We start from the raw sequence: 24,808 nt of genomic DNA on the forward strand, positions 1-24,808 counted from the left end.
TGGGTTACTCGGGTTTTATCAGGCGTCAGGCGGCTTGTGAGCCAATGAAATTCTTGCCGCGCGCGCCCTGCATCGCGAGGTGGATGATGGCTTCGGCATCCTTGGCCGAGACGCCGTAATCGGCAAACTCGGTCTTCACCCCGAGGCTGTGCAGGAACTCGCGTAACTGCTGCTGGGCTTTGCCCAGGTCCGCGCCGAACACCCGTTGCAAGGTACGGTCGCGAGTGGCGTCCTGGCCCCAGGCCAAACCCAACACCAGCGGCAAGGTGAAGGAGCAGGCGATGCCGTGGGGCAAGCCGTGGCGCAAGGTCATCTCATAGGAAATCGAGTGCGCCAGCGCGGTTTTGGTGTTGGAAAACGCCAACCCGGCCTTGAGCGCGGCGAGCGCCATGCGCGTGCGCAACTCTTGGCTCGACAGATCTTTGTGCAAACGCGGCAGGCATTCGAGAATGTCCTCGATCGCGGAGATCGCGAAGGTGTCCGAGACCGGGTTGGCGTTGACATTCCAGATCGCTTCCAGCGCATGGGACAACGCATCGAGCCCGGTAGAGACGGTGACGCTGGCCGGCACAGTGAGCATCAGTTGCGGATCGATGATCGCCACGCGCGGCCAGGTGCAGTCGAGGTGCAGCGAGTATTTCTTCTGGCTGGCGCTGTCCCAAATTGTCGCCCATGGCGTGACTTCGCTGCCGGTGCCGGCGGTGGTCGGTGCGGCGATCAGCTGTTTGCAGCGCGCCGGAGTGAACGGCTTGCCGGTCGCCAGCAGCGTCAACAACTCATCGAAATGCCCGGACTCGGTGCCGACGATCAGCGCTTTGGCGGTATCGATGGCGCTGCCGCCACCGACCGCGAGCACCACGTCGCAATCGCCGGCCTGCTGCCAGAACTGCTCATAAGTACTGCGCAAATGGAAGACGTCCGGGTTGGGCTGAACGTCTTCGAACACGTAGACCAGACGCTCACCGAGCAACGCTTGCAGGCGATCGACCAGCCCCAGCCCACGGGCCTCAGGGAAGGTGACGAGGGCCACGGTCTGCTGGTCGGTAATGGCAGCGAGGTCTTGCAGGCTGCCCCAGCCGAAACGGGTATCGACGGGGTTCTGGAAGCGGGCAGTCATGATGAATCCTTATTGTTGTTGTCGTGTGGCGCCATACTCAGCGCCCGTCGACAACGGCTCAAATCGATAATTCGCAGGTTTGAATCGGCTCAGCCGATAGCCGCTCGACGTCAGTGCGCCGAACCGCTCTGGATCGCCGCACGCAGGCGGCTGGATAGGGTGTCGGCGACGATCACCATGAAGGTGATGACGATGATGCACGTCGCGGTTTCCGGGTATTTGAACAACTTCAGGCTGCTCACCAGTTCGAACCCCAGGCCGCCGGCGCCGACCATTCCCAGCACCGTGGCCGAACGCAGATTGACTTCGAAGCGGTACAAAATCACCGCAATCCACGCCGTGATCACCTGCGGCAGAACGCCAAACACGATCACCTGCAGCGGTCGCGCACCGGTGGCTTGCAGCGCTTCAATCGGCCCTTGATCGATCTCTTCGATGCTCTCGGCGAAGAACTTCCCGAGCATGCCCAGACCATGCAGCGCCAGCGCTAACACGCCGGGAAACGGGCCGAGGCCAACGGCCGAGACGAAGATCAGCGCGAGAATCAATTCGTTGATGCTGCGGGTGAAATTCAGCGCCTGACGGGTGATGTGAAACACCCAGCGATTGCGGCTCAGATTGCGCGCGGCGAGGAAGGACAGCGGAATCGCCAGCAACACGCCGAGCAGGGTGCCCCAAATGGCGATCTGTAAGGTTTCCACCGCTGGCGCGACCAGACGCGGCAGGATGCTCAGATCCGGCGGAAAGGTGCGCGAAAGAAAGTCACCAATCTGCGGCAATCCCGCTGCCAGTTCACCGAGGCTGAGTTGCGCACCTTGCGCGCTCCAGTTCAGCGTCCACAGCACGATCAGGACGATACCAGCGGTGGTCAGCCAACTGCGTGTGCCACGGGGCCGTTCGCCGACCCACTGATAGTTTGGCGATTGCATGCTCAGGCCCTCGAGGCGGTGCGGTAGTTCAGGGTGGGCGCCGGGACGTCAGCGGAGTGTTCTGCGGATTGCCCCGGATAGATTCGCGCCAGATCGGCGTCGGTCATGCTCGACGCTTTGCCATCGAACACCAGACTGCCGTGAGCGAGGCCGACCACGCGGTCGCCAAACTCGCGGGCGTATTCGACTTGATGCAGATTGCACAGCACGGTGATGCCCAGTTCGCGGGTGGCATCGCGCAGGTACTGCAACACCAGTCGCGTAGTTTTCGGATCGAGGCTGGCGATCGGTTCATCGGCCAGAATCACTTTCGGCCGTTGCGCCAAGGCACGGGCAATACCGACGCGCTGCTTCTGCCCGCCAGACAGTGAATCGGTGCGCTCGCCGGCCTTGTGTGCCAGTTCGACGCGTTCCAGGCATTGCATTGCCAGCGCCACATCGTCACGGCGAAACAGTTGCAGAATCGAGGCGAGGGTGCCGACGGAACCGAGGCGACCAGTCAGCACATTCTTCAGTACGCTCAGGCGCGGCACGACGTTGTGGTGCTGAAAAATCATCGCCACTTCACGGCGCAAAACGCTGGTGTCGGGGCAGGCGAGGGCATCAATGCCCGCCACGTTCAGCGTGCCGCTGTCGGCCTTTGCCAGGCGATTGATGCAACGCAGCAAGGTCGATTTGCCAGCGCCGGACTGACCGAGCACCACGACGAATTCGCCCGCAGCGACGTCAAGGTCGATGCCGCGCAACACCGGGTTGCTGCCGTAGTGTTTGGTCAGTTGGCGGATGCTGATCATTTCATGCTCCGCAAATCGAGATCGAGCACCTTGGCGGTTTCGCGCACCACGTCATACGACGCGTCGGTGGTGGGCTGGAAGCCATTGAGCACGCCCTGATCACCCCACGGCACGTCCTTGATCGAAGCCAGTGCGTCGGCGACTTTTTTCTTCAATTCCGGATCGAGCGCCTTTCGCCAGACCATCGGCGATTCGGGAATCGGCTTGGAACTCCAGACGATGTCGAAGTCATCCTGCTTGACCACACCTTTGGCCACGGCGCTGGCAAAGATGCGGTCAGCCACGGCGGCGGCGTCGACTTTCTTGTTCTCGACCGCAAGGATGCTGGCGTCGTGGGAACCGGAGAAAATCACGCGTTTGAACAAAGTGTCCGGCACAAACCCGGCCTGCTCCAGTCCTGCTTTCGGGAACAAATGACCGGACGCCGAGCTTGGGTCAACGAACGCGAATGTATGGCCCTTGAGGTCAGCCAGAGAGTGAATGCCGCTGTCCTTGCGCGCCAGGATCACGCTCTTGTAAGCGCTCTGGCCGGTCTTCTTGGTCACCGCCACGGAGAACGCTTCGACATCGGCCACCGAGGTCGCCAGCACGTAGGAGAACGGGCCGAGGTAGGCGACGTCGAGTTTGCCCGAACGCAGCGCTTCGATGATGCCGTTGTAGTCGGTGGCCACGAACGGCACCACAGGCATGCCGATTTTGGCTTGCAGATCGTCGAGCACTTGTTTGCTCGATTCGATCATCGCCTGGGAATCTTCGGAAGGGATCAGGCCAATGGTCAGTTTGTCCTTGGCCCAGACCTGGCTGGCACTCAGGGCAAGTACGGCAAGGCTGGCGACACGCAGAAACTGTTTGATTGTTTTCATGGCATTCCACGGTGTGGTTGGGAGTTGCCACAGGCTAGGTCTGTCACGTGACAGTCATTCAATCAATTCAATATGCGAAACCGCAGCTGACTATTGATGGAGTCTATGGATGTCGAGCGCCAAATTGCGGGCCTTTCTCGCCGTCGCCCGTCACGGCAGTTTCAGTGCCGGGGCGCGGGCGTCAGGCTTGAGCCAGCCGACGCTGACCACGCAAGTTCAAGCCTTGGAACGTCAGCACAATGTTGAGCTGTTCCATCGCCGTGGGCGCCGGATTGAATTGTCGGATGTCGGTCGGCAATTGCTGCCTATCGCTCAGCGTATCGCTTTGCTGGAGCTGGAAGCGCATAACCTGATGCGCGATTCAGGGCGGCTTGACAGTGGTCAGCTCAAGGTCGGTGCGGTGGGGCCGTTTCATGTGATCGAGATGGTCGACAGCTATTTGCAACAGCATCCGAATATCGATGTGTCGATCCGCGTCGGTAACTCGGCGCAAGTACTGTCGGACCTGGAAAACTATGTGACCGACATCGCCGTGCTGGCCGGGCGTCAGGATGATCCAGCGTTGAGTGCGGTGCGTTATGCGCGGCACGCGATCATCCTCTTTGCCCACCATGAGCATCCGCTGGCCAATCGCGGCAGCGTGCGCCTGGAAGAACTGGAAGGGCAGCGCCTGCTGCAACGTGAGCCCGGTTCGACCACGCGGCTGGTGCTGGAGCAGGCACTGAATGCGGCGCAGGTAAAACCGCGCATCGCCATGGAAATCGGCAGTCGTGAGGCGTTGCGTGAAGCGGTGGTGCGCGGGTTGGGGCTGGGTGTGGTGTCGGAAGCGGAGTTCATTGCTGATCCAAAAATCCGCACGATCAGAATCGATGGCGAAGAACTCTTTACCGAGACTTATCTGTACTGCCTGGCCGAGCGGCGTTCCAGTCGGCTTATCTCATCGTTTTTCGATGCGGCGCTGAGTTGATTTGCAATTTCGCTTAAGGCTTGGCTAATATACGTTCCATATACACATCGTATCGGATTCATATATGGGCATCGTAAAGATTTCAGAGGACATGCACGAGAACCTGCGTATCTCCAGCAACGCCCTCAGCCGCTCGATCAACGCGCAGGCCGAGCACTGGATGCGCATCGGCATGCTCGCCGAACTGCACCCCAACCTCGACCACAGCGCCATTTGCCGCTTGCTGATCCGCGCCGAACAGAACGGCGGGCTGGATCTGCAACAACTGACTCAGGAAGCCGTCAGCGCATGAGAAACCAGATCAAGATCAACACCCAGGCCGACATCGCCCAATCGCGCGCTGCCGGCAAACTCGCCGCTGAAGTGCTGGCCATGCTGGTGCCGCACGTCAAGGCTGGCGTCACCACTGATCAGCTCGATCAACTGTGTAACGACTACATCGTCAACGTGCAGAAAGCAGTGCCGGCCAACGTCGGTTATCACGGCTTTCCGAAAACTGTCTGCGCGTCAGTCAATGACGTGGTCTGCCACGGCATCCCGTCGGGCACGCCGTTGAAGGATGGCGACATCGTCAACCTCGACATCGCGGTGATCAAGGACGGCTGGTTCGGTGATACCAGCCGCATGTACGTGGTCGGTGAGGCAACGCCTGAAGCGCAGCACCTGATCAAGACCACCTATGACGCCATGTGCGCGGGCATTCGCGTGGTGAAACCGGGCGCGACGTTGGGCGACATCGGCCACGCGATTCAGAGCCTGGCGGAGAAAGAAGGTTTCAGCGTAGTGCGCGAGTACTGCGGGCACGGGATCGGCAAGGTCTATCACGATGAGCCGCAGATTCTGCATTACGGCTTTCCCGATCAGGGAATGAAGCTCAAGGCCGGGATGATTTTTACCGTGGAGCCGATGCTCAATGCCGGCAAACGTCACGTGAAGAACATGCCGGATGGCTGGACGGTGCTGACCAAGGATGGCTCGTTGTCGGCGCAGTGGGAGCATATGGTTGCGGTCACCGAAACCGGCTTCGAAATCCTCACCGCCTGGCCGGATGAAATCGAAGGCTATTCCCCGATCACCTAAACACCATAAACCCTCTGTGGGAGCGAGCTTGCTCGCGAAGAGGCCGTGTCAGTCAACATCAACATTGAATGACACACCGCATTCGCGAGCAGGCTCGCTCCCACAGTTGGAATGCACTCCTGTAGGAGCTGTCGAGTGAAACGAGGCTGCGATCTGTTGATCTTGTTTTTAACAGCAAGATCAACAGATCGCAGCCTGCGGCAGCTCAGGTTATGTGGTGTGTGCAGGGACGCTTTGCAGCCAATCAAGCACCTCATCCCACAACGGCTGTGCGCTTTCGCGGAAGTAACCCATGTGCCCGTACGGTTTGCTGCCCAGTGGCGGCTGCAGATCCAGCAATGTCAACGGTGCATTCACCATGGCTTTGACAAACGCATCGCGCGAACGCGGCGGCGCCCACGGATCATCGACCGACGTGGCGAAAACGCATGGCGTTGTGACCTCGGCGTAGAGCGCATGCAGATGGCTCATCTCGGGGTCGTCGAAGTAGTAGTGGGGGAATTTGCACCAGCGTTTCCAGTCGTTGTAAACGCCCAGCGGCAAATCATCGCCCATGCCCAGCATGCTCCAGGCCATGTAGCCTTTGCGGGCGACAATCACCGGCAGCACAAACGTCCACATCAGACGGATTTTCCAGGCCTCGGCTCTGGACATCCAGCCGCTCCATCCCGCACCACTGCCCAAGGTGTAGCAAGCCGTCAGGGCGTGGTGATTGGGCAACAGACCAATCGCGTGACCACCAAACGAATGGCCGACCCAATACAACGGCAACGCTTCCTGGCTTAGCAGATCCACTGCCGCCGCCAGATCCTGATAAGCCCAATCCAGATAAGACATCTCAAAGCCTTTGAGGGAAGCCGGCTTCGATTCACCGATGCCCCGGTAATCGAGGGTCAGGACATTGAAGCCCTGGCGCGCTGCATGCTCGGCAAAACGCCGATAAAAGCGCTGTTGCACCCCGGTGGCGCCGGCCATGATCAGGTTGCCTTTGACCGCGCCCGCCGCGCTGTAGCGCTTGGCTGACAACGGATAACCATCGCGGGCAATGAGGGCGATGTCCTGTCTCTGGATCGATTCGGCAAAGGCTGCGGCCATGGTGTTCATGAAATTGTTCCGAGTGAGTTGAGCAAAGCCTTCAGCGACCTTTGAACTGCGGTTCGCGCTTCTGCATCATCGCCATGACGCCCTCGCGGACATCCTCGGTTTTGATCAGGGCCAGCAGTTGTTCATCAAGCTTCGACAATGCCGCATCGTCTCCCTGATCCTGCGCCAGAAACGCCGATTGCAATGTCGCCTGAATCGCCAGCGGTGCAGCTTTGGCGATGCGCTCGGCGTACTCGATGGCGCGAGGCAGTGTCTGACCGGGCTCGACTACTTCGGTCAGCAGGCGCATGTGCAGGGCGGCAGTGGCATCGAACTCTTCCCCCGTGAGCATGTAGCGCATGGCGGCGGTCCAGCCCGCTGCGCGGGTGAAGCGCACGGTGGAACCGCCGGCGGGTGAGATCCCGCGCAACACTTCCAGATGAGCGAAACGGGCATTGGTGGCGGCAATGCTGATGTCGGCGTTGAGCATCAATTCGATGCCCGCCGTCCAGCAAATGCCTTCAATGGCAACCACCACCGGTTTACGCCTGCGCGGTTTGGAAACGCCCCATGGGTCGATGCCTTCTTCAGGATACTTGAAGGCGCCTGATACCAGTTTTGGCGTCAGTTCCATCAAGTCCAGACCCGCAGTGAAGTGCTCACCATGCGCGAACAGCACGGCGCAGCGCAGTTCGTCATTGCGCTCGTATTCGCCGATGGCCAATGCCAGGTCCGTCAGCATTGCACTGTCGAATGCATTGCGTTTGCCGGCGCGATCCAGACCGATCAAAAACAGCTGGCCGTGTTGTTCGCGGGTGACTCTGCCGGGGCCACTGTTGGCTTCGTTCATCTCTGCTCTCCTTGAAATCTATTGGTCACCAGTTACTGACCATTTGTTTGGTAAACAGAAACTAAACGAACAGTTGGTAACCGTCAAATTGAGAAGGGCAGGCTTATGTCATAGAATCACCGCCAGTTATCCGGATCAGGAAATACCCGTGCGACCGTTGAAAATCCCCCGTGAAGAACTGCTTCTGCGGTGCGCCAATACCTTCAAGCGCCTTGGCTATCATGGCACCACCATGGACGTACTCGCGTCCGCCTGTGGCTTTACCAAGGCTTCGTTCTATCACCACTATCCGAACAAGGAGGCCTTGCTGCGTGACGTGCTCGACTGGACGCATCAGGTCATCAACCAGACCTTGTTTGCCGTGGCCTTCGACGAAAAACTCACGCCACAAGAACGCCTGAGCAAAATGGGCCGCAAGGCTGCGCGGCTGTTTCAGGATGACTCGATCGGTTGCCTGATGGGTGTGGTGGCGGTCGATGCGGCGTACGGCAAAAGTGAATTGCTGGAGCCGATTCGCAGCTTTTTCGATGCATGGGCCAAGGCGTTTGCGCATTTGCTGGAAGGCCAGGTCGATGAAGTCCAAGCCTTGCTGACCGCTCGACAATGGGTGGCGGATTACGAGGGGGCGATTCTGCTGGCGCGGGTCTATGGTGACGCGGCTTACATTGATGCGGTGACGCGTCGTGCGCTGGAACATTTGAGTGCCTGTCAGGCACCGACATAAGGCTTCCCCGCTGTTTGTTGTGTCCTCGACAGTGTCAGCCACGAGGCACACTGACTTTTTATCCAATCAGGGAGCAACACCATGAGTGCAATCACCCCGGCCGTGATGGCCGATCTCGCGCCCGACGGCGTGCTGCATGCCGCCATCAATTTTGGCAACCCGGTGCTGGCACAGCGCGGGGCGGACGGTGCGCCGCAGGGTGTTTCGGTGGCATTGGCCAAAGCATTGGCTACCGAGTTGGGTGTCGAATTGGAGATGCGCACCTTTGATGCAGCGGGCAAGGTTTTCGCCGCGCTGGAGGAGGGCGTGTGGAACCTGGCATTCCTCGCCATCGAGCCGGTGCGTGAGGCGCAGATTGCGTTCAGCGAGCCGTACGTGATCATCGAGGGGACTTATCTGGTCGAGGTGCAGTCGGCGTATCGCCAGGTCGAGGATCTGGATCAGCCAGAATTGCGACTGGCCGTTGGCAAAGGCGCAGCCTACGACCTGTTCCTCAGTCGCACGCTGCAGCACGCACAATTGGAGCGTGCCGAAACCTCGGCGGGTGCCGTTGACCTGTTTATCGAGCAACATCTGGATGCCGCCGCCGGTGTCCGTCAGCCATTGCAGAAAGTGGCGAATGCCGACGCGCGCTATCGCGTGCTGGACGGCGCGTTCACGGCGATTCGCCAGGCCATGGCGGTGCCCCGTGGGCGAGAGGCAGGCGCGGAGTATGTGCGAGCGTTTGTCGAGCGCAAGAAGGCTGAGGGGTTTGTCGCTGCAGCGCTGGCCGAGAGTGGGCAGGGCGATGTGACGGTCGCGCCTTGAGATCAAAAAAAGTGCCACCGCGGCCCTGAGGCGTAAACACGGTTCAATTGTAGGAGTGAGCCTGCTCCCACATTTGCAATGCATTCCTGTAGGAGCTGTCGAGTGAAACGAGGCTGCGATCTTTTGATCTTGTTTTTAACGGCAAGATCAAAAGATCGCAGCCTGCGGCAGCTCCTACAGGGGATTTCAGTGAGAACCGGCGGCTTTGTTGAGGTCGCTCTCGGTCCATTCGGTGTAGACGCAGGCGTCAGCGGTGGCCCAGCGCACTTGCACTGGATCCCCGGCCTTGAGCGGCATGCCGGCGGCGGACAACGCTTTGACCGTCATCGAAGTCCCGCCCGAAGTGACTACGCTGCACGTCTGGCTCTCACCCAGAAACAGCACTTCTACAACCTTCGCTGAAACCTCATTCCACCCCGAAGGCAACGGTTCGCTGATCGCCTGCGACACGCTCAACGCCTGCGCTTTTTCCGGCCGCACCATCAGCAAAACATCCTGATCGGTGTGCAACCCAGCGGTCAGGCGAATCGACAATGACTGTCCTTCAAACGAAGCCGCCGCATTGCCCTGCGCCTTGAGTTTGAGGAAGTTCGAGTTGCCCAGGAACGACGCGACAAACGCATTCGGCGGATTCTGATAAAGGTCATAACCGCTGCCCAATCCAACAATCTTGCCGTGACTGAAAATCGCGATGCGCTGCGACAAACGCATGGCTTCTTCCTGGTCGTGGGTCACGTAAACGATGGTGATGCCCAGACGGCGATGCAGTTGGCGCAGTTCGTCCTGTAAATCCTCGCGCAGTTTTTTATCCAGCGCACCGAGCGGTTCGTCCATCAGCAAAATGCGTGGTTCGTAGACCAAGGCGCGGGCGATGGCGACACGTTGTTGCTGGCCACCCGACAACTGCGAAGGGCGGCGATGGGCGAACTGTTCCAGTTGCACCAGTTTCAGCATCGCATCGACGCGCTTTTCACGTTCGGCGGCCGCTAGTTTGCGAATCGCCAGCGGGAAGGCGATGTTGTCGCGCACCGACAGATGCGGAAACAGCGAATAACGCTGGAACACCATGCCGATGTCACGCTTGTGCGGCGGTACATTCACCAGCGATTCACCGTTGACGAGGATTTCGCCGCTGCTCGGCGTTTCAAATCCGGCGAGCATCGACAGCGTGGTGCTTTTGCCCGAGCCGCTGGAACCGAGGAAGGTCAGGAATTCACCGTCCTTGATGTCCAGCGAGATGTTGTCGACGGCGGCAAAGTCGCCGTAGTGCTTGTTCAGATTGCGCAGGCTGACCAGGGGTTTGTCATTCTGCTGGGAAGCGTCTTTGATCACGGCACTCATGTCGTACTCCTGGGCGCTCAGGCGCTGATTTCGTTGCGCCGGCGCAGCGCGGCGGCGATGACCATGACCAAAACAGACAAGCCGATCAGCAGCGTCGAAGCGACGGCGATCACTGGCGTCAGGTCCTGGCGCAAAGTGGTCCACATTTTCACGGGAAGGGTTTGCAGGGTAGGGCTGGCCATCATCACGCTGAGCACCACTTCGTCCCACGAAACGAGGAAGGCGAAAAGGGCGCCGGCAACCATGCCCGGGCGAATCGCCGGGAAGGTCACCTTGAACACCGCTTGCAACCGTGAGGCGCCGCAGATCACCGCCGCGTCTTCAATCGACTGATCGAACAGCTTCAGCGAGTTGATGATCGAGATGATGGTGAACGGTAGCGCGACAATCACATGGCTGACGACAAAGGCGAACATCGTCCCGGTGTAACCGAGCTTGAGGAACAGCGCGTACACCGCCACGGCGATGATCACCAGCGGCACGATCATCGGCAGGGTGAACAGGCCGTAGAGCATTTCCCGGCCAGGAAAACGCCCGCGCACCAGCGCAAACGCGGTCGGCAAACCGAGGGCTACGGCGCAAATCGTCGTCAGTACTGCAACTTTGAGGCTGGCCGCTGCAGCGTTCATCCAGTCGGGATTGGAGAAGAACTGGCCGTACCATTTCAGCGTCCAGCCCGGTGGTGGAAACACCAACCACTGCGAAGAGCCGAACGACAAAAGCACGATGAACACGATCGGCAACAGCAGAAACAAACCGATCAGCCCGGTAGTGGCGTAGAGGCCGAAGCGCATGCGCCGGCTCATCGCATTGGGGGTCAGGAGCATGTCGGCTTACCTCGCGTTACTGGCGCCAACCGGGGATTCCGGCTGAAGCTTCAGGTAGAAGTAGAACAGCACCAAAGTGATCGCGATCAGCAACGCGGCGCCGGCACTGGCCAGGCCCCAGTTGAGGAACGATTGCACCTGCTGAATGATGAACTCCGGCAGCATCATGTTCTGCGCCCCGCCGAGCAGCGCCGGGGTCACGTAGTAACCGAGCGACATGACGAACACCATCAAACCACCGGAGGCAAGACCCGGACGACACAGCGGCAGGAACACCCGGAAGAAGTTGGTCCACGGACTGGCGCCGCAGATCGAACCGGCCTGCAGAATCATCGGGTCAATGGCCTGCATGGTTGCCTGCAACGGCAGGACGATGAACGGGATCATGATGTAACTCATGCCGATCACTACGCCGGTGAGGTTGTGCACCATCTCCAGCGGCTGATCGATGATGCCCATCGCCATCAAGGCCTTGTTGATCACGCCCGAAGCTTGCAGCAACACCAGCCACGAATAGGTGCGGGCGAGCAGGCTGGTCCACATCGACAGCAGCACGATGTTGAGAATCCAGCGCCCCCAGCCGCGCGGCACCAGAGTGATTGCCCACGCTAGCGGAAAGCCCAGCAGCAGGCTGAACAGTGTTACCAGCCCAGCCACCGAAAAGGTGTTGAGCAGCACCCGGGCATAGGCCGAGTTGGCGAACAGTTGTTCGTAGTTACCAAGGCCAGGCGTCGGTTCGAGCACGCCGCGCAACAGCAGACCAATCAACGGCGCGAGAAAGAACAGGCCGATGAACAGCAGCGCCGGTACGAGGTTGCCGGCGCCGCGCCAGCGTTGTCTGAGGGACGGGGCTTGCTGCATCGCAACCGCCTGTGTTCCGTGGGCCGAACCGGCAGCGCTGGCGGCGCTCCCGGTGGCAGTGGAGGGACGGGACGCGGTGGCCGCCATTTTCATTTGACCAGCCATTCGTTCCACCGTGTCGCGATGGCCTGGCCGTTTTTGGCCCAGTACGCGAAATCAAGAGTGATCTGATCCTTAGCGTAGGCAGTCGGCAGGTTGGGGGCCAGCGTCGAATCCAGACGCTCCACACTGTCGAGGTTGACCGGGGCGTAGGCGGTCAGGTTGGAGAAGTCGGCCTGGCCCTTGGCGCTGCTGGCACTGGCCAGAAACTTCATCGCCGCGTCCTTGTTTTTCGAGCCCTTTGGAATCACCAGAATGTCGGCCATGACCAGGTTCTGTTTCCAGCTCACGCCGACCGGCGCGCCGTCTTCTTGCAGGGCGTGAATGCGCCCGTTCCAGAACTGGCCCATGCTCGCTTCGCCGGACGCCAGCAGTTGCTGCGACTGCGCGCCGCCGCCCCACCAGACGATGTCTTTCTTGATGGTGTCGAGTTTTTTGAAGGCGCGATCCAGATCCAACGGGTAGAGCTTGTCGGCGGCTACGCCATCGGCCAGCAGCGCCAGTTCGAGCACGCCAGGGCTTGGCCATTTGTACAGGGCGCGTTTGCCGGGGTAGGTCTTGGTGTCGAACAGGGCGCTCCAGTCCTGCGGCTTGTTGGCGCCGAGTTTGCCCTCGTTGTAGCCGAGGACGAAGGAGAAGAAGAACGAGCCGACGCCATGATCGCTGACGAAACGCGGGTCGATCTTGTCGCGTTGAATGACTTTGAAATCGAGGGGTTCGAGCAGGCCTTCAGCGGCGGCGCGCAGGGCGAAATCGGCTTCGACATCGACTACGTCCCACTGCACGTTGCCGCTCTCGACCATGGCTTTGAGTTTGCCGTAGTCGGTCGGGCCGTCCTGCACGACGGTGATGCCGCTGGCCTTGCTGAACGGATCGGCCCAGGCCTGTTTCTGCGCATCCTGGGTGCTTCCGCCCCAGCTGACGAAGTTCACGCTTTCGGCAGCCATTGCAGCCTGGCCGGTGACGCTGAGCAGTCCCGCAAAAAAGATCGCGGTTGCAGCTTTGTTCAACACCATGTTCACGCCCTCATTGTTGTGTTTTTGAGCGGGCTTGCGTTGTTGCCCGCCTATCGGGAGCAGTAGATGGACGTTCGTTGGAGTGTCCGGTCTATGGAATATCATATTATGGTATTCCAAACTTTGTGCAAGCACTTTGCCTTACCGGTTATCTGGCAGCTGATGGTTTTTCACTTGAGAGATGTGTAGGAATTTTAGATCCAGCCCCTCATCGGAACGCCGCCCGCCCAGCCCTCTCCCAATGGGTGAGGGGGAAAGGGAGCAGATCTTCATGCTGTTCAAAACCGAGTTCGACTTGGTATTGGAAAGGGAGCCGATCTTTGTACTGTTCAAAACCTGAGTTCGGCTCGGTATTTCAGGTCGGCGTATAGCGTGCAATCACCTCGGTAGGCTCCCTCTCCCTCCGGGAGAGGGCTGGGGTGAGGGCAGCTTCATTCGGTAAACGGAATACTCTCTACTACCTCCAGGTCATACCCAGTCAACCCCGCATACTTCACTGGCGGGCCGAGATGGCGCAATTTGCCCACCCCAAGGTTCTGCAGAATCTGCGCCCCAGTCCCCACTTCCGAATAAATCCGCGACTGCGAGCGACTGAACTGCCGCGGCGGCTGGGTCAATTGCGGTACCCGCTCCAGCAACGCCTGCGAAGACTCATGATTGGCCAACACCACCACAACCCCATGCCCCTCAGTCGCGACCCGTTGCAGCGCCGCCCACAGCGTCCAGTTGGTCGGCCCGCTGTACTCGGCGCCGACCAGATCGCGCAACGGATCAATCACATGCACACGCACCAGCGTCGGCTCTTCACGGCGCAACTCACCCATGACCATCGCCATGTGCACGCCGCCTTCGATGCGATCCTCAAAGGTGATCAAGCGGAACGTGCCATGCACCGTCGGCAGCTCACGTTCGCCAATCCGTTCGATGGTGTGTTCGGTGCTCAGGCGATAGTGGATCAGATCGGCGATGGTGCCGATCTTGATCCCGTGCTTGCGCGCAAACACTTCCAGGTCCGGGCGACGAGCCATGGTGCCGTCGTCGTTCATCACCTCGACGATCACCGAGGCCGGGGTGAAACCGGCGAGACGGGCCAAATCACAACCCGCTTCGGTATGCCCGGCGCGCGTCAGCACGCCACCTTCCTTGGCGCGCAGCGGGAAGATGTGGCCGGGCTGCACCAGGTCTTCAGCGCGAGCATTCGGCGCGACGGCGGCAGCAACGGTGCAGGCGCGATCTGCCGCCGAAATGCCAGTGGTCACGCCGACCGCCGCTTCAATCGATACGGTAAACGCGGTGCTGAACACGCTGCCATTGGCCGGGACCATTTGCTCCAAACCCAAACGCTGGCAATGTTCGTCAGTCAGCGTCAGGCAGATCAGCCCGCGCGCTTCACGGGCCATGAAGCTGATCGCCTCGGGCGTGCAGCGGTCGGCGGCCAGCAGCAGGTCGCCTTCGTTTTCGCGGTCTTCGTCATCGACCAGCAAGACCATTTTGCCGAGACGATAATCTTCGATGATTTCTTCGATGCTGTTGAAGGCCATGCTGGACTCTCAGGGTTCGTTGGAAATATATTGGTATACCATAATACAAAATCAACAAAGAGGTCACTATGAAGGCGTACTGGATTGCTCATGTGGATATAGCCGATGCCGATCACTACAGCCAATACACCCAGCGCGCGCCGGCAGCCTTCGCTGAGTTTGGCGCGAAGTTTCTGGCCAGAGGCGGGCGTAGTGAGGCGATGGAAGGGCGCAAGACCCCGCAGCGCAGCGTGGTGATCGAGTTTGAAAGCTACGAAAAAGCCGTGGCGTGCTACCACTCGGCGGCGTACCAGGAAGCGAAAAGTTATCGCGAGGAATGGGCAAGGGCAGAGATCGTCATCGTGGAAGGCATCGCCCCACTCTGAAGCCTAGGGTATTGATCGTTCCCACGCTCCGCGTGGGAATGCCTCTTCGGACGCTCCGCGTTCGGCTTTGAAAGGGACGCGGAGCGTCCCGGGCTGCATTCCCACGCGGAGCGTGGGAACGATCAGACAGGGGGAAAGGTGGTGATCAGCGGATAAAGTGAATCTTGCCGCTATCGTCATTACCCATGTAAATCCCATAAACCCCAGCCTGGCGCTCCTCGATATAGCGCTCGAGAATCTGCCGGATCGCCGGGTAATAGATCTGTTCCCACGGAATGTCTTCCGGCGCGAAGAACTTGTAATCCATGGTCTCCGGCCCGTACTGCCCGGTGATCTCCAGCGCGATGGCGCGGAAGATGATGTACACCTCGCTGATCTTCGGCACGCTGAAAATCGAATACGGCGAGACGATTTCCGCACGCACGCCGCTTTCTTCCCAGACTTCACGGATGGCCGCTTGCTCGGTGGTTTCGCCGCTTTCCATGAAACCGGCGGGCAGCGTCCAGGTGCCCGGGCGCGGGGGAATCGCCCGTTGGCACAAGAGGTATTTGCCGTCCTGCTCGATGATGCAGCCGGCGATGATCTTCGGATTGACGTAATGGATGTAGCCGCAGCCGCGACACATCAGGCGCTCGTGCGTATCGCCCGCCGGTATCTGCTGACCGAGGTCAGGGCCACCGCATTTCGGGCAATAGCTCGGGCTGAACATATCAGTGACCTATACGCGGTTCTTTCAGCGCGATGGGCAGGGTCATGGCCGGGGTTGCTCCGGTCTCTTCCTGCTTGCGCTTGAGATAGTCGAGCGCTACCGCAGCGGCAGCGCGAACGTGATCGACACAGGCCTGATGCGCCACCAGCGGATCGCCGCTCTTGATCGCTTCGACCATTTTTTCCATTTCCTGATTACTCGCGCCGCGACGGTTCTCCTGGGAAACCGAGGTCGCGCGCAGGTAGCTGATGCGCGCCTGCAACTGACGCAGCTGAGTCGCCGCGACATGGTTGCCCGAGCCTTCGAGCAGCACATCGTAGAAGCCTTGCACTGAGTCGATCACCTGTTGCAACTCGCCGTCCTTGAGCGCCTTGCGGTTCTCGTCGAGGGCTTTTTCCAGGGCTTTGATGTCCTTGGCTTTGGCGCGCAGGGTGAACAGCTGCACGATCAAACCTTCGAGTACGCAACGCAGTTCGTAGATGTCGACGGCATCGGCGAGGGTGATGATCGCCACGCGCGGGCCTTTGGCATCGGCAAACTCAACCAGACCTTCGGATTCCAGGTGACGCAAGGCCTCGCGCACGGAGGTGCGGCTGACGCCAAGGCGATCGCACAGATCGCGCTCGACCAGACGATCGCCGGGCATGAGCTGGAAATTCATGATCGCGCTACGCAGTTTATCCAGCACGATTTCGCGCAGGGTAACGGGGTTGCGATTGACCTTGAAGCTGTCGTCGAGTGGCTGGCGTTTCATGGGGTCCGCTCTTTAAGTTGGCTGTCCATGCCAGACGGGCATCTAAACAGCCGAGGGGTTAACTGGAGGCCTCGGCGTCGGCTTCGGCAAAGGCTTCACGGGCCAGCCGGAAACTGTCCACGGCTGCCGGAACGCCGCAATAAATGCCGACCTGAAGCAGAATTTCGCGTATTTGCTCACGACTCAGGCCGTTACGCAAGGCGCCGCGCACATGCAGCTTGAGTTCGTGCGGACGGTTGAGCGCCGAGATCATCGCCAGGTTGATCATGCTGCGCTCCTTGAGCGACAAACCTTCACGACCCCAGACATGGCCCCAGCAGTATTCGGTGACCATTTCCTGCAGCGGGCGGGTGAAGTCGTCGGCGTTCTCTATAGAGCGCTGCACATAGGCTTCGCCGAGTACCTGAGTGCGGATTTTCAGGCCTTTTTCGTACTTTTCGTTACTCATCATTCCTCCTCACGACACCGATCCCTTGTGTAGGAGCTGCCGAAGGCTGCGATCCTTTGATCTTGCTCTTGAAAATCAAAGTCAAAAGATCGCAGCCTTCGGCAGCTCCTACAGTGATGTGTGTGAATCTGTCAGGCCAGGGTCGGCAGGGGGCCGAGCTTGCCTTTGTGGTAAATCATCGGCGTCACCGGTTGCGCGGGCAGGATCAGGTTCTTCACCGCGCCAACAATGATCGCGTGATCACCACCGTCATATTCACGCCACAACTCACACTCGATGATCGCGGTGGCTTTGGCGAGGATCGGATTACCGAGTTCGCTCAGGTGCCACTCGATGTCCTTGGCCTTGTCCTTGCCCTTTCCGGCAAACGCATAGGCCTCGGCGGTCTGGTCGGCGGACAGCAAATGAATTGCGAATTTCTTGCTGTCGCGCAGCACCGGGTAAGTGTCGGAAGCGTAGTTGGGGCAGAACAGCACCAGCGCCGGGTCAATCGACAGCGCACTGAAGGCGCTGGCGGTGATGCCGACGATGCCGCCATCCGGGTCGAGGGTGGTGACCACCGTGACGCCGGACGGGAACGAGCTCATGACGTCTTTGTAAATGCCGGGTTCGATCATTTCGCAGGACTCCTAGCGCATCACAAACGGATCAGGCATTGGCGCCTGAGAAAGGTTGATCCACACCGTTTTCAGTTCGGTGTAGGCCAGCACCGAATCGATGCCGCTTTCGCGTCCATAGCCACTGTTCTTGAAGCCGCCGATCGGTGCCATCGCCGATACCGCGCGGTAAGTGTTGACCCAGATAATCCCCGAACGCACATCACGAGCAAGGCGATGGGCACGGCCGAGATCGCGGGTCCAGATGCCGGCGGCGAGGCCGAACTGCGAGTCGTTGGCGATGGCCAGCGCTTCCGCTTCATCTTTAAAACGAATCACTGAAGCCACCGGGCCGAAGACTTCTTCCTGCATGATCTTCATCGAATTGCGGTCGCATTCGAACAGCGTTGGCTCGTAGAACCAGCCTTCACCGAGATTGGTTGGGCGCTTGCCGCCGGTACGCAAACGCGCGCCTTCAGCGATGGCATCGGCGACCAGACCTTCGACCACCGCCAGTTGCTGCGCGGTGGCCATCGGGCCCATCTCGCTGTTGTCTTCTTGCGGGTTGCCGATGCGGATGCGCTGGGCGCGCTCGACCAGTCGATTGACGAATTCGTCGTAGATTTCGTCCTGCACCAACAGCCGTGAACCGGACACGCAACTCTGACCGGACGCCGCGTAGATCCCGGCAATCGCGCCGTTGATCGCGCTGTCCAGATCGGCGTCGGCGAAGATGATGTTCGGCGACTTGCCGCCCAGTTCCAGCGACAGCTTGGCGAAGTTCTCGGCGCTGCTGCGCACCACATGGCGTGCCGTCGCCGCGCCGCCAGTGAAGGCGATTTTGCGGATCAACGGATGGCGGGTGAGGGCGGCACCAGTGCTCGGGCCGTAACCGGTGACGACGTTGACCACGCCCGGCGGAATCCCGGCTTCGAGGGCCAGACGCGCCAGCTCAAGAATCGTTGCCGAGGCGTGCTCGGACGGTTTGATCACAATCGTGTTGCCGGCGGCGAGGGCCGGGGCGAGTTTGATTGCGGTCAGATAGAGCGGGCTGTTCCACGGAATGATCGCCGCGACCACGCCCATCGCTTCGTGCACGGTGTAGGCGAACAGATCCGGCTTATCCAGTGGCAGCGTGCCGCCTTCGAGCTTGTCGGCAAGGCCGGCGGTGTAGTGAAAGAACTCCGGCAGATAACTGACCTGGCCACGGGTTTCGCGGATCAGCTTGCCGTTGTCGCGGCTTTCCAGCTGCGCCAGTTGCTCTTTATTTTCTGCGATCAAATCACCGAGACGGCGCAGTAACTTGCCGCGTGCGGTGGCGGTCAGGCCGCGCCACGCCGGGCTGTCGAAAGCAGTCTGTGCCGATTGCACGGCGCGCTCGACGTCCGCCTCATCAGCGTCGGGCAGCTCCGCCCAGGCTTGCGCCGTGGCCGGGTTGAGGCTTTCGAAGGTCTTGCCGGAGAGGGCGTCGACCCATTCTCCGCCGATGCACATCTGGAAGCGTGCGAGTGTCATGCAACGATCCCCTTTATATGGTTTTGTCGGGAGTGTGCGAATTGGAGAAATTCCAGCAGCGTCTGATTGACCAGACGCGGCGACTCTACGGGCATCATATGCCGTTGCTCAGGCAGCACGGCAACCTTCGCACCAGGGATGCGCCGGGCCAGTTGCTCGGCCATTTCCGGGGTTGAACCGGGGTCGAGTTCGCCAGTGGCGATCAGCGTCGGCGCCTGAATGCTGCCGAGGTCGTCGGCGCGGTACATGTCTTGGGTGGCGAACAATTCGTAGGTGGTCAGGTAACCCTGCGGATCATTATTGGCAAGGGTCTGGCGCAATGCGGCGATCTGCGCCGGATTGGCCGCTTGATACTCGCGGCTGAACCAGCGTGACAACGCGGCTTCAGCGTTGGCGTCCGGGCCATGTTCGGCCGCTTGCGCGGTGCGAGCGATGACGCCGGCACGCTGTTCTTCGCTGCGGTTGAACACACTGTTCAACACCACCAGGCTTTGCAGGCGCTCCGGGTAATGCAGGGCAAAGGCCCGCGCGACCAGACCGCCCATGGAGAAGCCGATCACCGCTGCCTGTGGCAGATTCAGGTGATCGAGCAGCTCCAGCAATTGATCGGCGTACCCGAGCAGGTTGGTGCCGCTGGCCGGTCGCGGGCTGGCGCCATGGCCAAGCATGTCGTAGGCGATCACCCGGTATTGGCTGGACAGGCCGACAATCTGCCCGCCCCACATTTCTTTGTTCAGGCCCACGCCGTGGATCAAAACCACGGGCTGGCCTTGGCCGGTCGCCAGGTAACTGGTGCCAGCCGGGGTGAGTTCAGCGGTGAGCCGAATCATGGAGCGCTCCTGCAATGCCTTTTTATTGTGATTACTGGGCTTTTTCGGCGGCCAGTTCTTCCAGATCGATGTAGCGGTTACCGATGCGCGGGTGCAGGCGACCACCGTCGGCGCAGCCCAGCACGACGACGATTTCATCGGCACGCGGCGCGTCTTCGATCTGCATTTCCAGGGTGATGTAGTGCGAACGCTGACCTTCGTCGTCCTTGTGCATCATCGGGATCTGAATCGAAGTGCCCGGGCCGCCACGCTTGTTGGTGAAGCTCAGGTAACTCTTGGCGTTGACGGCTTCGCGGTAGTGGTTGCCGAAGCGCAGGGTGTGGATCACGGCGGAGGCGTGTTCGATCTCGCCATCAGCACCGACCACGGCGGCTTTGCCGTAGGCCTCGATCTTCTCGGCGCCGCCGATGATGCCGACCAGACGCTCAACCATCAGCGCACCGAGGTCAGAGCAGTTGGCGCGGATCTGCGGTTTGAGGTCTTCAACGAAACCGTTGCCCACCCAAGGGTTTTTCATCACCACGGCGAGGCCGACCATGGTCACTGGCTTGTCAGTGGCCTTGCCGCCTTCAATGAAGGTTTCTTCGACATAGCTGACGATCTTGCGAATTTCGAAACTCATGAGCTGCTCCGTAGGGGGATTGAGAGTGTCTGTGCGTCTGATGGTATACCATAATACCGATCGTGCAAGTCCCCTTGATGACTTTTGCCGCATCACCCCGGCGAATGGTCATGTATTCAAATCCCAAAGCCCCACCAATCTCTGTGGGAGCGAGCTTGCTCGCGAAGAGGCCCTTCCAGTCGACATGTTCATTGCCTGACCCAGCGCTTTCGCGAGCAAGCTCGCTCCCACAGGGGAATTCATCTGTTACAGAGGGCCGCTTTCGGTTAACAAAAGATAACGTGGCGCCGATTGTCAGACGTTTCGAAAGCCCGATAGGATGAGCCAGCTTCCGAAGTGGCTCTGGATTGCGGGTTTCAGGACTATGCTCCTGAGCAGCCATCAGCGGAGCACACTTGCGGCGCCCTTTAAGGCCTGATGGCCTAACAATAATAAATAGGGGAAGGTCTATGAGTCGTTGCCGCCCGCCGGCGTTACGCAACACCGCGTTGCTGGCCACAGCACTCTCTCTGCTGGGCTTTGCCACGTTATCGGCACCGGTGATCGCCGTCGAGGCGCCGGCCGATGTGGTCTATGCCACTGAATCCGCCAAAGCCGCGAAAAGCCTGATTCTCGATGTCGTCCACGCTGGTGCGCGCCTGGTCGCGGTTGGCGATCGCGGGCACATTCTCTATTCCGATGACCAGGGCAAAACCTGGACGCAAGCCAAAGTGCCGACCCGGCAACTGCTGACCGCGGTGTACTTTGTCGACGACAAGCACGGCTGGGCGGTCGGCCACGACGCGCAAATCCTCGCCAGCGCAGACGGCGGTCTGACCTGGACCAAGCAATTCGAAGACCTCAAACGTGAATCGCCGCTGCTCGACGTCTGGTTCAAGGACGTCAACAGCGGCCTCGCCGTAGGCGCGTATGGTGCGCTGCTGGAAACCACCGATGGCGGCAAGAACTGGGAAGACGTCAGTGACCGCCTCGACAACGAAGATCAATTCCACCTCAACGCCATCGCGGCGGTGAAGGACGCCGGGCTGTTTATCGTTGGCGAGTCGGGCAGCATGTTCCGCTCCGCCGACGAGGGCCAGACCTGGGAAAAACTCGAAGGCCCGTACGAAGGTTCGCTGTTCGGTGTGATCGGCACGGCGCAGCCGCAGACCCTGCTGGCCTACGGCTTGCGGGGCAATCTTTATCGCTCAACGGATTTTGGCAGCACCTGGGAACAGGTCGAATTGAAAGCCGCGCGCGGTGCACTGGAGTTCGGCCTGTCCGGTGCGACGCTGCTCGAAGACGGTTCGATCGTCATCGTCGGCAACGGCGGTTCGGTGATCAGCAGCAGCGACAACGGCGAGACCTTCAGTGTGTTCAACCGTCCGGACCGCATCTCGCTGTCATCGGTCACCGCTGCCGGCGACGGCAACCTGATTCTGAGCGGGCAGGGTGGTCTTCACACCACACAGCCGAACGGTGCCGAGATCAATAACAAGAAGGCGGGGCTATGACTTCCTTGATCACTCCTCAGCAGGACAAGGCGACGTTTCTTGAGCGCCTGATCTTCAACAACCGCCCGGCAGTGATCCTGATCTGTCTGGTGGTGAGCATTTTCCTGTTCTGGCAGGCCACGCTGATCCGGCCGTCGACCAGTTTCGAAAAAATGATCCCGCTCAAGCATCCGTTCATCGAGAAGATGATGGAGCACCGCAACGATCTGGCGAACCTCGGTAACACCGTGCGTATTTCGGTGGAAGCGACTGACGGCGACATCTTCTCCAAGGAATACATGGAGACCCTGCGCCAGATCAACGACGAGGTGTTCTACATTTCCGGCGTCGACCGCTCCGGCCTGAAGTCGCTGTGGAGCCCGAGCGTACGCTGGACCGAAGTGACCGAAGAGGGTTTCGCTGGCGGTGAGGTGATCCCGCAGAGTTACAACGGCTCGCAGGACAGCCTCGATCTGCTGCGCAACAACGTGCTCAAGTCCGGCCAGGTCGGGCGCCTGGTGGCCAACGACTTCAAGTCGAGCATCGTCGACATCCCGCTGCTGGAGTCTTACCCGGACCCGGAAGACCAAGGTAAGTTGCTCGCACTGGACTACCGCAAGTTCTCCCATGAGCTTGAAGACAAGATCCGCAACAAGTTCGAAGCACAGAACCCCAACGTCAAAATCCACATCGTCGGTTTTGCCAAGAAAGTCGGCGACCTGATCGACGGTCTGGTGATGGTGGTGTTGTTCTTCGGCATCGCGTTCGTCATCACCCTGATCCTGCTGTTGTGGTTCACCAACTGCGTACGCAGCACCATTGCGGTGTTGAGTACGACGCTGGTGGCGGTGGTCTGGCAGCTCGGCTTGATGCACTTCTTCGGCTTCGGACTTGATCCGTATTCGATGCTGGTGCCGTTTCTGATTTTCGCCATCGGTATTTCACACGGGGTGCAGAAGATCAACGGTATCGCCCTGCAATCCAGCGAGGCCGACAACGCCCTGACCGCAGCGCGACGTACCTTCCGGCAACTGTTCCTGCCGGGTATGATCGCGATTCTGGCGGATGCGGTGGGTTTCATCACACTGCTGATCATCGACATCGGCGTGATCCGTGAACTGGCCATTGGCGCGTCGATCGGCGTGGCGGTGATCGTGTTCACCAACCTGATTCTGCTGCCGGTGGCGATTTCCTATGTCGGCATCAGCAAGCGCGCGATTGCCAAGAGCAAGAAAGACGCGAACCGCGAACACCCGTTCTGGCGCTTGCTGTCGAACTTCGCCAACCCGAAAGTCGCACGCATCTCAGTGGTGCTGGCGCTGATCGCCTTCGGTGGCGGCCTCTGGTACAGCCAGAACCTGAAAATCGGCGACCTCGACCAGGGCGCGCCGGAACTGCGTCCGGACTCGCGCTACAACAAGGACAACAACTTCATCATCAACAATTACTCCACCAGCTCTGACGTATTGGTGGTGATGGTCAAGACCAAGGCCGAAGGCTGTTCGCGTTATGAAGCCATGGCGCCAATCGATCAGTTGATGTGGAAGATGCAGAACACCGAGGGCGTGCAGTCGGCGATCTCGCTGGTGACTGTGTCCAAACAGATGATCAAGGGCATGAACGAGGGCAACCTGAAATGGGAAACCCTGTCGCGCAACCCGGACGTGCTGAACAACTCGATTGCCCGCGCTGACGGTCTGTACAACAACAGCTGCTCGCTGGCGCCGGTGCTGGTGTTCCTCAACGATCACAAGGCTGAAACCCTGGATCGTGCAGTGGCTGCCGTGCAGGAATTCGCCAAGGAGAATAACAAGGACGGTCTGGAATTCATCCTCGCCGCCGGTAACGCCGGGATCGAAGCGGCCACCAACGAAGTCATCAAACAGGCTGAGCTGACCATCCTGATTCTGGTGTACATCTGCGTGGCGGTGATGTGCATGATCACCTTCCGTTCGTGGGCCGCGACCCTGTGCATCGTCCTGCCGCTGGTACTGACCTCGGTACTCGGCAACGCGCTGATGGCGTTCATGGGCATCGGCGTGAAGGTTGCGACGCTGCCAGTGGTGGCGCTGGGTGTGGGGATTGGTGTCGACTACGGCATCTACATCTACAGCCGTCTGGAAAGTTTCCTGCGTGCCGGCCTGCCGTTGCAGGAAGCCTATTACCAGACGCTGAAATCCACCGGTAAAGCGGTGCTGTTCACCGGTCTGTGCCTGGCGATCGGCGTGTGCACGTGGATCTTCTCGGCGATCAAGTTCCAGGCCGATATGGGGCTGATGCTGACCTTCATGCTGCTGTGGAACATGTTCGGTGCGCTGTGGCTGCTGCCGGCACTGGCGAAGTTCCTGATCAAGCCGGAGAAACTGGCGGGGCAGAAGGGCAATTCGCTGTTTGCCCACTGATCTGAAGGGCTGAAACGACAAAGCCGCAACCTTAGGGTTGCGGCTTTTTTGTTGTTTGAGATCAAGAGCCCCTCACCCCTAGCCCTCTCCCCGAGGGAGAGGGGACTGACCGAGGTGTGCGGCTTGATCCATCGACCTGAAATACCGAGTTGATTATGGATTCACAGCAAATCGTTCGACTTGAGATGCCGAGTTG

26 protein-coding genes are annotated in these 24,808 nt (G+C 59.8%); 8 read left to right on the forward strand and 18 right to left on the reverse strand.

Going from position 1 to position 24,808, the window contains the following annotated elements:
* Nucleotides 1-25: 25 nt before the first annotated feature.
* From psrA to phnD, 4 genes are all read right to left on the reverse strand, one after another.
* Complete coding sequence (gene psrA / locus FGA82_RS21705; protein ID WP_141128690.1) at nt 26-1,117, reverse strand: iron-containing alcohol dehydrogenase PsrA; 1,092 nt, start codon at nt 1,115-1,117, stop codon at nt 26-28.
* A gap of 110 nt (nt 1,118-1,227) precedes the next feature.
* Nucleotides 1,228-2,046, reverse strand: coding sequence for a phosphonate ABC transporter, permease protein PhnE (gene phnE, locus FGA82_RS21710; protein ID WP_141128691.1), 819 nt, complete (start codon nt 2,044-2,046; stop codon nt 1,228-1,230).
* A gap of 2 nt (nt 2,047-2,048) precedes the next feature.
* Nucleotides 2,049-2,840 carry a phosphonate ABC transporter ATP-binding protein gene (gene phnC, locus FGA82_RS21715; protein WP_141128692.1) on the reverse strand — a complete coding sequence of 264 codons (792 nt, stop codon included), beginning with the start codon at nt 2,838-2,840 and terminating at the stop codon, nt 2,049-2,051.
* Nucleotides 2,837-3,703 (reverse strand): phosphonate ABC transporter substrate-binding protein, encoded by an 867-nt coding sequence (phnD, locus tag FGA82_RS21720; protein ID WP_141128693.1) that lies wholly within the window; start codon nt 3,701-3,703, stop codon nt 2,837-2,839. The genes phnC and phnD overlap by 4 nt, the downstream gene beginning before the upstream one ends.
* A 109-nt stretch (nt 3,704-3,812) precedes the next feature.
* Here phnD and FGA82_RS21725 point away from each other — a divergent pair, with 109 nt between their 5' ends.
* From FGA82_RS21725 to map, 3 genes are all read left to right on the forward strand, one after another.
* Entirely contained in the window at nt 3,813-4,670 is an 858-nt protein-coding gene (locus tag FGA82_RS21725; RefSeq protein ID WP_141128694.1) for a LysR substrate-binding domain-containing protein, read from the forward strand.
* A gap of 64 nt (nt 4,671-4,734) precedes the next feature.
* Complete coding sequence (locus tag FGA82_RS21730; protein ID WP_007918027.1) at nt 4,735-4,962, forward strand: ParD-like family protein; 228 nt, start codon at nt 4,735-4,737, stop codon at nt 4,960-4,962.
* Nucleotides 4,959-5,750 carry a type I methionyl aminopeptidase gene (gene map, locus FGA82_RS21735; RefSeq protein ID WP_141128695.1) on the forward strand — a complete coding sequence of 264 codons (792 nt, stop codon included), beginning with the start codon at nt 4,959-4,961 and terminating at the stop codon, nt 5,748-5,750. Before FGA82_RS21730 ends, map begins: the two co-directional genes overlap by 4 nt.
* Nucleotides 5,751-5,960: 210 nt before the next feature.
* Here the strand turns inward: map and FGA82_RS21745 are convergent, their stop codons facing one another.
* Both FGA82_RS21745 and FGA82_RS21750 read right to left on the reverse strand, forming a co-directional pair.
* A complete protein-coding gene (locus FGA82_RS21745) occupies nt 5,961-6,854 on the reverse strand; it encodes an alpha/beta hydrolase family protein (protein WP_141128696.1) in 894 nt (297 codons plus the stop codon).
* A gap of 31 nt (nt 6,855-6,885) precedes the next feature.
* A complete protein-coding gene (locus tag FGA82_RS21750; RefSeq protein WP_141128697.1) occupies nt 6,886-7,683 on the reverse strand; it encodes a crotonase/enoyl-CoA hydratase family protein in 798 nt (265 codons plus the stop codon).
* A gap of 148 nt (nt 7,684-7,831) precedes the next feature.
* Between FGA82_RS21750 and FGA82_RS21755 the strand changes: the two genes are divergently transcribed.
* Together FGA82_RS21755 and FGA82_RS21760 are read left to right on the forward strand one after the other, a co-directional pair.
* The gene (locus FGA82_RS21755; protein ID WP_141128698.1) at nt 7,832-8,407 is read left to right on the forward strand and encodes a TetR/AcrR family transcriptional regulator; all 576 of its coding nucleotides are present in this window, start codon (nt 7,832-7,834) and stop codon (nt 8,405-8,407) included.
* A gap of 81 nt (nt 8,408-8,488) precedes the next feature.
* Nucleotides 8,489-9,214 carry a transporter substrate-binding domain-containing protein gene (locus tag FGA82_RS21760; RefSeq protein ID WP_141128699.1) on the forward strand — a complete coding sequence of 242 codons (726 nt, stop codon included), beginning with the start codon at nt 8,489-8,491 and terminating at the stop codon, nt 9,212-9,214.
* A 186-nt stretch (nt 9,215-9,400) separates the two neighbouring features.
* Here FGA82_RS21760 and FGA82_RS21765 read toward each other — a convergent pair whose 3' ends face one another.
* The 5 genes from FGA82_RS21765 to ribBA form a co-directional block, all read right to left on the reverse strand.
* The gene (locus FGA82_RS21765; RefSeq protein ID WP_141128700.1) at nt 9,401-10,555 is read right to left on the reverse strand and encodes an ABC transporter ATP-binding protein; all 1,155 of its coding nucleotides are present in this window, start codon (nt 10,553-10,555) and stop codon (nt 9,401-9,403) included.
* Between the two features lie 17 nt (nt 10,556-10,572).
* Nucleotides 10,573-11,382, reverse strand: coding sequence for an ABC transporter permease (locus tag FGA82_RS21770; protein WP_007918021.1), 810 nt, complete (start codon nt 11,380-11,382; stop codon nt 10,573-10,575).
* 6 nt (nt 11,383-11,388) lie between these two features.
* Nucleotides 11,389-12,336, reverse strand: a complete 948-nt coding sequence (locus FGA82_RS21775; protein ID WP_171057330.1) for an ABC transporter permease — start codon at nt 12,334-12,336, stop codon at nt 11,389-11,391.
* Entirely contained in the window at nt 12,333-13,358 is a 1,026-nt protein-coding gene (locus FGA82_RS21780) for an ABC transporter substrate-binding protein (RefSeq protein WP_008088087.1), read from the reverse strand. Before FGA82_RS21780 ends, FGA82_RS21775 begins: the two co-directional genes overlap by 4 nt.
* 431 nt (nt 13,359-13,789) lie before the next feature.
* Nucleotides 13,790-14,899 (reverse strand): bifunctional 3,4-dihydroxy-2-butanone-4-phosphate synthase/GTP cyclohydrolase II, encoded by a 1,110-nt coding sequence (ribBA, locus tag FGA82_RS21785; protein ID WP_141128701.1) that lies wholly within the window; start codon nt 14,897-14,899, stop codon nt 13,790-13,792.
* 68 nt (nt 14,900-14,967) lie between these two features.
* On the opposite strand from ribBA, the gene FGA82_RS21790 reads away from it, so the two are divergent.
* Nucleotides 14,968-15,264 carry a DUF1330 domain-containing protein gene (locus tag FGA82_RS21790; RefSeq protein ID WP_141128702.1) on the forward strand — a complete coding sequence of 99 codons (297 nt, stop codon included), beginning with the start codon at nt 14,968-14,970 and terminating at the stop codon, nt 15,262-15,264.
* A 145-nt stretch (nt 15,265-15,409) separates the two neighbouring features.
* Here FGA82_RS21790 and FGA82_RS21795 read toward each other — a convergent pair whose 3' ends face one another.
* The 7 genes from FGA82_RS21795 to FGA82_RS21830 all read right to left on the reverse strand — a co-directional run bounded on the left by FGA82_RS21795 (nt 15,410) and on the right by FGA82_RS21830 (nt 20,738).
* The gene (locus tag FGA82_RS21795; protein ID WP_095111462.1) at nt 15,410-15,973 is read right to left on the reverse strand and encodes an NUDIX hydrolase; all 564 of its coding nucleotides are present in this window, start codon (nt 15,971-15,973) and stop codon (nt 15,410-15,412) included.
* 1 nt (nt 15,974) lies between these two features.
* Nucleotides 15,975-16,727: a GntR family transcriptional regulator gene (locus FGA82_RS21800; protein WP_007918001.1), complete on the reverse strand. Its 753-nt coding sequence runs from the start codon at nt 16,725-16,727 to the stop codon at nt 15,975-15,977.
* Between the two features lie 58 nt (nt 16,728-16,785).
* The gene (locus FGA82_RS21805) at nt 16,786-17,175 is read right to left on the reverse strand and encodes a carboxymuconolactone decarboxylase family protein (protein WP_007968634.1); all 390 of its coding nucleotides are present in this window, start codon (nt 17,173-17,175) and stop codon (nt 16,786-16,788) included.
* Between the two features lie 131 nt (nt 17,176-17,306).
* Nucleotides 17,307-17,792: a flavin reductase family protein gene (locus FGA82_RS21815; protein WP_007917997.1), complete on the reverse strand. Its 486-nt coding sequence runs from the start codon at nt 17,790-17,792 to the stop codon at nt 17,307-17,309.
* Between the two features lie 12 nt (nt 17,793-17,804).
* Nucleotides 17,805-19,286 (reverse strand): aldehyde dehydrogenase, encoded by a 1,482-nt coding sequence (locus FGA82_RS21820; RefSeq protein ID WP_141128703.1) that lies wholly within the window; start codon nt 19,284-19,286, stop codon nt 17,805-17,807.
* Nucleotides 19,283-20,116 (reverse strand): alpha/beta fold hydrolase, encoded by an 834-nt coding sequence (locus FGA82_RS21825; protein WP_077573254.1) that lies wholly within the window; start codon nt 20,114-20,116, stop codon nt 19,283-19,285. Before FGA82_RS21825 ends, FGA82_RS21820 begins: the two co-directional genes overlap by 4 nt.
* Nucleotides 20,117-20,147: 31 nt before the next feature.
* Entirely contained in the window at nt 20,148-20,738 is a 591-nt protein-coding gene (locus tag FGA82_RS21830; RefSeq protein ID WP_007917992.1) for an amino acid synthesis family protein, read from the reverse strand.
* Nucleotides 20,739-21,187: 449 nt separating this feature from the next.
* Here FGA82_RS21830 and FGA82_RS21835 point away from each other — a divergent pair, with 449 nt between their 5' ends.
* Both FGA82_RS21835 and FGA82_RS21840 read left to right on the forward strand, forming a co-directional pair.
* The gene (locus FGA82_RS21835) at nt 21,188-22,231 is read left to right on the forward strand and encodes a WD40/YVTN/BNR-like repeat-containing protein (RefSeq protein WP_141128704.1); all 1,044 of its coding nucleotides are present in this window, start codon (nt 21,188-21,190) and stop codon (nt 22,229-22,231) included.
* Nucleotides 22,228-24,612, forward strand: coding sequence for an efflux RND transporter permease subunit (locus FGA82_RS21840; protein WP_141128705.1), 2,385 nt, complete (start codon nt 22,228-22,230; stop codon nt 24,610-24,612). The genes FGA82_RS21835 and FGA82_RS21840 overlap by 4 nt, the downstream gene beginning before the upstream one ends.
* The last annotated feature ends 196 nt before the right edge of the window (nt 24,613-24,808 follow it).

This window comes from Pseudomonas fluorescens, assembly GCF_005938625.1.
GTDB classification, from domain to species: Bacteria; Pseudomonadota; Gammaproteobacteria; order Pseudomonadales; family Pseudomonadaceae; genus Aquipseudomonas; species Aquipseudomonas fluorescens_BD.